This window comes from Verrucomicrobiota bacterium (genome assembly GCA_019247695.1).
Classification (GTDB): domain Bacteria; phylum Verrucomicrobiota; class Verrucomicrobiia; order Chthoniobacterales; family JAFAMB01; genus JAFBAP01.
The window spans coordinates 1-7,740 of sequence record JAFBAP010000190.1 but is presented as its reverse complement, the minus strand read 5'-3'; the positions used below and the strand labels follow the sequence as shown (position 1 = coordinate 7,740).

General features: G+C 60.1%; 6 protein-coding genes. 1 reads left to right on the top strand and 5 read right to left on the bottom strand.

Features of this window, described 5'->3' with window-relative positions; genetic code table 11:
• The first annotated feature begins 436 nt into the window (after positions 1-436).
• A complete protein-coding gene (locus JO015_22280; protein ID MBW0001836.1) occupies positions 437-871 on the top strand; it encodes a GNAT family N-acetyltransferase in 435 nt (144 codons plus the stop codon).
• Positions 872-1,671: 800 nt separating this feature from the next.
• On the opposite strand, the gene JO015_22275 is transcribed toward JO015_22280, so the two are convergent.
• From JO015_22275 to JO015_22255, 5 genes are all read right to left on the bottom strand, one after another.
• The gene (locus tag JO015_22275; GenBank protein ID MBW0001835.1) at positions 1,672-2,685 is read right to left on the bottom strand and encodes an ABC transporter permease; all 1,014 of its coding nucleotides are present in this window, start codon (positions 2,683-2,685) and stop codon (positions 1,672-1,674) included.
• Positions 2,685-4,229, bottom strand: a complete 1,545-nt coding sequence (locus tag JO015_22270; GenBank protein ID MBW0001834.1) for a sugar ABC transporter ATP-binding protein — start codon at positions 4,227-4,229, stop codon at positions 2,685-2,687. The genes JO015_22275 and JO015_22270 overlap by 1 nt, the downstream gene beginning before the upstream one ends.
• Before the next feature lie 14 nt (positions 4,230-4,243).
• Complete coding sequence (locus tag JO015_22265; GenBank protein ID MBW0001833.1) at positions 4,244-5,269, bottom strand: substrate-binding domain-containing protein; 1,026 nt, start codon at positions 5,267-5,269, stop codon at positions 4,244-4,246.
• Positions 5,270-6,162: 893 nt separating this feature from the next.
• Positions 6,163-6,792, bottom strand: coding sequence for an SBBP repeat-containing protein (locus JO015_22260; protein ID MBW0001832.1), 630 nt, complete (start codon positions 6,790-6,792; stop codon positions 6,163-6,165).
• Positions 6,768-7,256, bottom strand: a complete 489-nt coding sequence (locus tag JO015_22255) for a hypothetical protein (protein MBW0001831.1) — start codon at positions 7,254-7,256, stop codon at positions 6,768-6,770. Before JO015_22255 ends, JO015_22260 begins: the two co-directional genes overlap by 25 nt.
• Positions 7,257-7,740: the final 484 nt, after the last annotated feature.

Here is a 7,740-nt window from a genome sequence, read left to right as displayed (position 1 = left end):
TATAAAGGGTCTAGACACGACGGGCGGGGAGACGGTTTGATGGCCTGAAGGGCCAAAGGAACATAGCCCAGGGTTTCACCCTGGGAACGGGTTCCTCCCCCGATCGAGCCCTGAAGGGGCGGTAGAAAGCGTTGCCGTCGGGTTCTGACGCCCCTTCAGGGCTCGATCGTGATTTGACGGTTACCCAGGGGGTAAAGCCCTGGGCTAAGTTCTCTTGGCCCTTCGGGCCGTAAGACGGTCACCCGGATCGTTGGGCCTAAGACCGATTTAGCGCCACGCGGAGCATCCGGCAGCACCTCCTCCCGCCGGAATTCTACCGAGATAATTGTGTAAATGGTATAACGCTAACGCCATTTGCCCGCTCCGAGGTGACCCTTTACGGATTGCATGCTTGGGGCGAAAGTTTTCGGTGAGGCCAACCTTTGTCGTCAGACAGATAACGTATGGGGATAACCTGGTGGCGGATTATCGTTCCTTGCGGGTTCGACTTTGGCCGGATTGTCAGGCCGATTGTGATCGCGAGATCGCGGAGATCCTCGCCGATCCAGGTCGTTGGGCGGCCTTCATTGCTCGTTTCAGCGGCCAGGACGCGGTTGGGTTTATCGAGGTTCGTTTACGCGAATTTGCTGAAGGTGCCACCAGCTCACCGGTGGCGTTTGTGGAGGGATGGTTTATCCTCCCGGAGCAGCGGGGCCGCGGATTAGGGAAAGCACTGCTGAAAGCGGCTGAGCGTTGGGCGCTGTCCCGAGGGTGCGATGAACTCGGTTCGGATACCCAGGCGAGTAATCATCTGAGCATCGGCATCCATAAGCACCTGGGTTTCCAGGAAGTGGAAAGGCTGGTCTGCTTCCTCAAGCGGCTCAAGGATTGAAGGCGGGAGGTTGGCCAATAACACCGGTTCGTTAAGATCCGTGTGCGCCAGTAATCAAAGTCCAGGAAGTTGTTTGAACTGACGTGTCGCTTTGCGTACCTTTGCGGGAATTTAACCGAGACGGGCGAGTTCGAGCGGACGCTCCGGCTCGAGCCGCCGAGAAGTACCCGAATCCCACGCCGAAACCAGCCGCGGACCCGACTTATACCGGTTTTGAGGGCCATGAGGATAAAATCTTTGCCTTCCTTCCCAGGTGCCTTGCCGCAGTTAAACCCACCGGACGGTGTAAACGGTCCAGGCCCAACGGGCCGGCGGACGGTTTGATGGAACTTAGCCCAGGGTCGAGCCCTCCTAAGGCGTCACGCCGGTACGCCCTCCCTAACAAACGCCCGCCCCGCCGGGTTGGATTTGCTGAAGGGGCGGCAGAAACCGTGAGCAACGCCCTCTGCCGCCCCGTCAGGGCTCGATCGTGATTTGACGGTTACCCAGGGGGTAAAGCCCTGGGCTAGGTTCTACCGGCCCGTTGGGCCTAAGAACCGGCCCGTTGGGCCTGGGACCGATTCAACCAGCTACAGAGCATCCTCCGGCGCCGGCGGTCCGCGCCACCGCCGGGTTGCTTGCGGTGACGCCACGTAACGCGCCGCCCGGGCCGGGGTAATAGCCGTGGGCAAAAGGGACCGGCATGTCCGGGCCCGTCGCGCAACGCATGTGGCGCATGCGAGCGCCGTTTCCCCTACACCGGTTTTCACGTTGGTCGAGCCGCCTTTGCACCGGAGGTGCAGCCGGAAAGCAGTTAGATCTTACGCCTTGCGTTTTCGCTCACCTAAAACCTCCCGGACCCGATCCAGGACAATCGCGAGCAGGATTAACCCGCCCAGGAACGAGTTTGCAAAGTAGGGATTGGCTTTGATCTCGATCAGACCATAACTGATCAGCACAAAGATCGCGCCGCCGAGGAATATACCGGTACACGAGATCACGCCTCCCATGAGGCCGGTGCCGCCGATAATGGACACCGCAAAACTCCCGATCAACCAGGCATCACCGGTCTCCGGAGCACACGAACCGACCATCGATGCCCACAGAACCGCGGCGAGCGCAGCCAGAAACCCGGAAATGATGTGTGCCCGAAACACAATGCCGTCCGTCGCGATACCGCACAGCCGCGCCGCATGTTCGTTCCCGCCGGTGGCCAGCATTTGCCGGCCGAAGACGGTGTAAGAAAACATGTATCCGGCACCTGCGAGGATCACGCACACCAGCACAAAGACCCAGGAGACGCCGAAGACCGCGTTCTGTCCGATGAATCCGAAATCCGGCGGGATGGTGTAAGGGGAGCCGCCCGAGATCCCGGACCGCAGCCCCATGTAGACGAACATCATCGACAAGGTAACAATGAAGGAATTGATCTTGAGCCGGGTGATGATCAGCCCGTTGATTGCGCCTGACACAACGCCGAAAAGGAGCGTGACAGGAACGGCCAGCCAGGCGTTCCATCCAAGGTCTTGAAAGCATAGCCCGAGAATCACCGTCGCCATGCTGCCGATGGCGCCGACTGAAAGGTTCATGCCTCCCACGACGAGGCAAACCGCTTGCGACAACGCGATCAAGATCGAGAACGCGATTTGCCGCGAGATGATAAACATGGTGTAAGGGCTCAGAAACGTGTCAGACACCGACGCAATTGCCCCGACCAATACGACCGTCCCGATGAGCAGCCCGAGCGCCCGGCCGCCGCGGAAGCGCCTGGAGTGTTTACTGAACTCCGGCACCGTCCCAGTCAGCTCCGGTTTAACTAACCCTGTCTTTTGCATTAGTGCACGGCACTTAAAAGGTGCCCGATTTCATCCCGGACGTCCGCGTAGGATCTGTCATCCAGACGGCTCACTTCTCCGATAATCCGTTGATCGGCAAAAATCAGGACCCGGCTCGACAGCCGGATGACCTCCGCCATTTCGGAGGAGATAACGATGATTGCTTTCCGTTCGACGCGCGCGAGGTTCCAGATCAATTGATGGATCTGCTCTTTGGAGCCCACGTCGACTCCCACGGTCGGTTCGTCCAGGATGAGGATATCGCAGTCCGCCAACAACCATCTCCCGATGCTGATCTTCTGCTGGTTGCCTCCGCTCAGGTTCCCCACCACTTCGGCCAGGCTGCGGGTTCGCACCGCAAGCGCGGATACCATTTTCCCGGCGGCTTCGTCCTCTTTCCTTCTGCTGACGTAACGGGTCAGTCGATGCCGCATTTTCTCCCACACCAGCAGCGTTAGGTTGGTGACCACCGGCTCATCCAGAAACAGGCCCTCTTCTTTCCTGTTCTCCGTCACATAGCCGATTTTGTACCGGAACAACGCATCCGCAACCCGATTGATCCCCGCCTTCCTGCCGTTCACATGGACGGACCCCGACGTTGCCGGATCCTCGCCGATCAGCACCCGTGCAAACTCGCTTCGTCCCGCGCCGACGAGGCCGTAAAAACCTAAGATCTCGCCTTCATGCAGCTCGAAAGAGATGTCCCTGCATTTCCCTGCCTTGGTCAGGCCTTCGACTTTTAAAGCGACGCGTTGCTCGTTGATTTCCGTAGGACCGATTCGCTGTTCCCGGACATCCCTGCCGATCATCATTCGCACCAGCTCCTGACGTTCAAGCTCCGCACTTTTGCGAGTTCCCATCAACTTCCCGTCTCGCAAGACGCTGATCCTATCCGCAATCCGGTAAACTTCCTCGAGCTTGTGCGACACGTAAATCAGCGTCACTCCTCGCTTTTTGAGACCTTCGAGAAGGTCAAAAAGGTTATCGGCTTCCTTGGTTGAGAGGCTGCTCGTCGGTTCGTCCAGGAGGATCACCGTCGCTTGCGCGGCCAGAGCCCGCGCAATCTGGATGAGCTGTTTGTGCGCCGCACTCAGCTGACGGACCACCGTCGAGGGCGGAAGGTTCAAGCCAACCTGCCGCATGTACAACGACGCCTCCTCGTACAGCCGTTTCCAGCTGATCCTGCCGCCCGCCACGACCCGCGACAGCTTATCGAGCATGATGTTTTCGGCAACGCTGGCATCCGGAACCGCCTGGATTTCCTGGTGAACGATGTCGATGCCCATGGCCAGGGACTCCCGGTAACTCTTCGGACTTAACGGCTTGCCGTCGAAGCTCATCTCACCGGAATCAGGTTGATAGATCCCGGTGATCATTTTCATGAGGGTGCTCTTCCCTGCCCCATTCTCCCCCATCAGGGCGTGGATTTCCCCCGGATGGAACTCAAGGCTGACGTTATCGACCGCTCTGACCCCTGGAAAGCTCTTGCTGATTCCTCGAAGCGTCAGCGATCCCTTTGCCGGTTCCTTGCCGGAGGCGGTCATGACGTCACGGTCGCCTACTTGTTCGTCTCACCCTTTGTGAGGTATGCGGTGGTCAGATTGTCCTTCAGCTTCCGGGTGATGGCATCGACCTCTTTCGAATACGTGTCTACGTTGTCCTTCGTAATGAGCACATCGCCGGCTTCGATGAACTGATACGGCTTGGCCGGTTTCCAACCGTCTAACATGAGCTTGAGCAGCGCACAGCTGATGTAGCCGTGGCCAAAAGGATTCTGAGCAATCGTCCCGTCGATGTAACCGTCCCGAATCGCCTGCAGGACCGTCGGATCCGTATCGATGCCGACAAAGCGGATCCGTTTGCTTTGAGCATTCTTATGACGCTCAGTGAGAAGCGCCGCTGCCGCCACCGTGGGGTTGTACCCGGTCGTGATCATGCCATCGATTTCGTTTCCCCGGGCGGCCAAGGCGGACTCAATCTTGTTTCTTGCCACGCTCTGTTGGGTCATATCCGAGATCGTCTGAATGATGTGAACGTTCGGATGTTTCGCGACCACTTCGTTCACGCCTTCGTCACGCTTCTTGGTGTTTATATCCGTGACGGTTTCAAGGACGTTCAGGATGTTACCTTTGTCACCCATGAACTTGATCAGATCCTCACAGGCCCGCATGGCAGCCCCTTTGATGTCCGTTGCCACCGTAAAGCTGGCGGGCGTCGGCAAGTTCGGCTCGGCTCCGAAGGCCACGACGAAGATCCCGCGGCTTTTCAACCCTTGGAAGAGCCCGTTTGAACCCGTCGGATCCGCGGGAAAAATGCTGAACGCTTTGTATCCGCGGGTGGAAAGCGCCTCGACGTTCTGCGTTTCGTTCGCCTGGGTCCATTCTTGCCCGACGGTGGTATATATTTTGACGTTGTAATCCTTTGCGCAGGCTTCGACGCCCTTTTGCACCAAGGACATGTACGGATGAGGCATCATTCCGTACCAGCATATCGGTTCGGCGCCCTGTGCTTTCCAGAACACCGGACCGATTACGGCGAGCAAGAGGAGGGAGATGCCAAGAATAACGGGTGACTTGTTTTTCATACCGGGGGAGCAGTTTTGACGTGGGGGGTGTTTACTTTGGGCCGCTGGGGCGGCCTAAAAGGATTGATGGATTATCGAGAGCATTTCACTGGCGCTCGGAACAGCCGAAACTTCTCCAGGTACGAATCAACCAGCTTCGGCGCGAGGTCCAATTCAAATGTCTCCCGCCGAGAACCGATTTGCGGACGCCGTTATTTGGGTTATACCGCAGCGTGCCCGTTGGGACGCCTGAAGGCGTGCGCCAAGCCAAGCGGGCGTCGACGGTTGGGGGGACGTTCGGGTTTTTAGCGTTGATGGTTGCGCCGTGTTTGGCCGGCCTCTTGGGAGTCGAAACCTCCGGGGCAGCGTTTCAGGCGTCCCTGATGCGGGACGCGATCCCCCTTATACCATTTCGACGGCCACGGAGGTAAAATCTTGTCTTCCTGCCCAGGTTCCCTGCCGGAGTTACACCTATTAGACCGTATAAGCAGCCTAGGCCCAAGGGGCCGAAGGAACTTAGCCCAGGGTTTACCCCACTGCCATTTAGTTAAGGGCCGCTGGATGGGGGCGCTTTCGTCCCGCAGGGACGGCTGAGGTTAGCCAGGGACTTTCAGTCCCTGGACGGGGCATTTAAGAGCGATCGCGTCCTGTACGGACGCCTGAAACGCTGGCCCGCAGGGTGCCCGGCTCCCAAAAGGCCGGCCAAACCCGGCGCGACCCCCGGCGACGAACACCCGAACGGCGCCCCACCGTTGACGCCCGCTTGGCTTGGCGCACGCCTTCAGGCGTCCCGAGGGGACGCAACCGCTGGGGAACGCCCGCACAGGTACAGGTACAGGTACAGGCACTAAAGTGCCTGCCTAACCTCAGCCGTCCCTGCGGGACGAAGGCAATACCCGGCCTGCCGTCCTTAACTAAATGGCAGTGGGGTTTACCCTGGGAAGGCGTTCCCCCCGATCCAGCCCTCCTGAGGCGTCACGTCCGTACGCCCATCCAAACAAACACCCGCCCCGCCGGGTTGGATTTGCTGAAGGGGCGGCAGAACCCGTGAGCAACGCTTTCTGCCGCAAGTACGCCACATCCTCCGGCGCCGACATCCCCCTGAGCCGGCATTCTACCCAGATAACTGTCTGAGCGGTATGATCCCCGGGGAGGGATCTACTGGCCCGCGAGTTTCGCCACAAAGGCCTCCTGAGCCCCGTGGAGGGTGGCGCCTGAGGCCGCGGGTGGGCGGTGGGAAAACTGGCCGAATCGGTGAAGCCCGTCACGTAGGCGTTGCCGGCCAGGTCCACCGCGATGCCCTGGCCCGCGTCACCGCCGCTGCCGCCCAGGTAGGTGGAATAGACCAACACCGGGTCAATGACCAGCGGCCGGCCGGCATCGTAGCCGCCTATCGCCAAGCTCACCCGCCCACCGGCTTCCAAGGCGTAACGCGCTTCGACCGACACCCGGCGGCCCTCGACCACTTGGTAGGCCACCGGCTTCTGCAGCCGCACGTCCTGACCGGCATGGCCAAGCGTCAGATCACCGCTGGCTTCGTCCAACCGCACCGGCGTGCCCGGCCCGAAGCGCAGGGGATCCGGCCGGGGTCGGCGCCCGGGGCCAATATCCAGTCGTACTCCAGTTGGCGACCCGCCCCGTAATAGACCAGGTCGATGCCGCGGTAGACGGCCTCATACCGTACCCGGCCGTTGTGGGCGACTCCCGTGCGCCAGCGCGCTGGGTTGTTGCTGAGGAAGTAGGCGCTCTTGGCGGCCTGCTCCTCGAGGGCCTGGGCCGCCGGGTGGGGGTTGGCGCCCTCAAGCGCCAGGCGCACCACCTGGGGTTTGTCCTTGCCGCCCACGAGCACCGCTTCGGCCCCGTCGGTCAAAAACAGCGCGTAACCCGGCCCGTGGGCGGCAGGCCCGCCAAGATACAAAGGGAGATCGGGAGATTCCGGGAGGTCAGGGGCAAGACCATACCCACGGGCATGGGTAAAGTGCGCGCAGGGTTGAACCTCGCGCATCATCCCCTGCGATTTATCAACTTCGCGTCGTGCCCCGCAGCGTGAGCTCGCTGGTGCGGCGGCGATTGCTCGGGGCTCCCCTGGCGCTTCACTCAAGACGCCAAAAACCCAGTCGTCCCCGAAGCGGAGCTTGTTCCCGTTGGAGATGCCATGACGAAAAGCGCTTGGCAGCCAAGCGACCAAGGTGCGATACTGATGCCGTCTGGAACGGGTTTAGTCATCGTCACTCCCTAGCCTGGATTTCCACGGACTAAAGTTAGCCTAACGCGGCGTGGGTACGGGGACGATTCTACCGGGCACAATGGGGCCGCTTTGCCGAAGGGGGCGCGGCAAGCCGTTATGCCCTTTGGTGCACTGATAGGCACCTAAGGCCGAGGTCAACCACCCGGCTGGGTGTCCACTTCCAAGGCGGTCAGAAATGCAATGATCGACAGAAAGCCCCGTAAATAGCGGGATTTTGTCGCCTGCAGGACGAGCGAAGAATTGG

Bases quoted from the DNA above. Each gene is read 5' to 3' on its own strand.
- JO015_22275 (MBW0001835.1), bottom strand. From the start codon at position 2,685: ATGCAAAAGACAGGGTTAGTTAAACCGGAGCTGACTGGGACGGTGCCG.
- JO015_22270 (MBW0001834.1), bottom strand. From the start codon at position 4,229: ATGACCGCCTCCGGCAAGGAACCGGCAAAGGGATCGCTGACGCTTCGA.
- JO015_22265 (MBW0001833.1), bottom strand. From the start codon at position 5,269: ATGAAAAACAAGTCACCCGTTATTCTTGGCATCTCCCTCCTCTTGCTC.
- JO015_22255 (MBW0001831.1), bottom strand. From the start codon at position 7,256: ATGATGCGCGAGGTTCAACCCTGCGCGCACTTTACCCATGCCCGTGGG.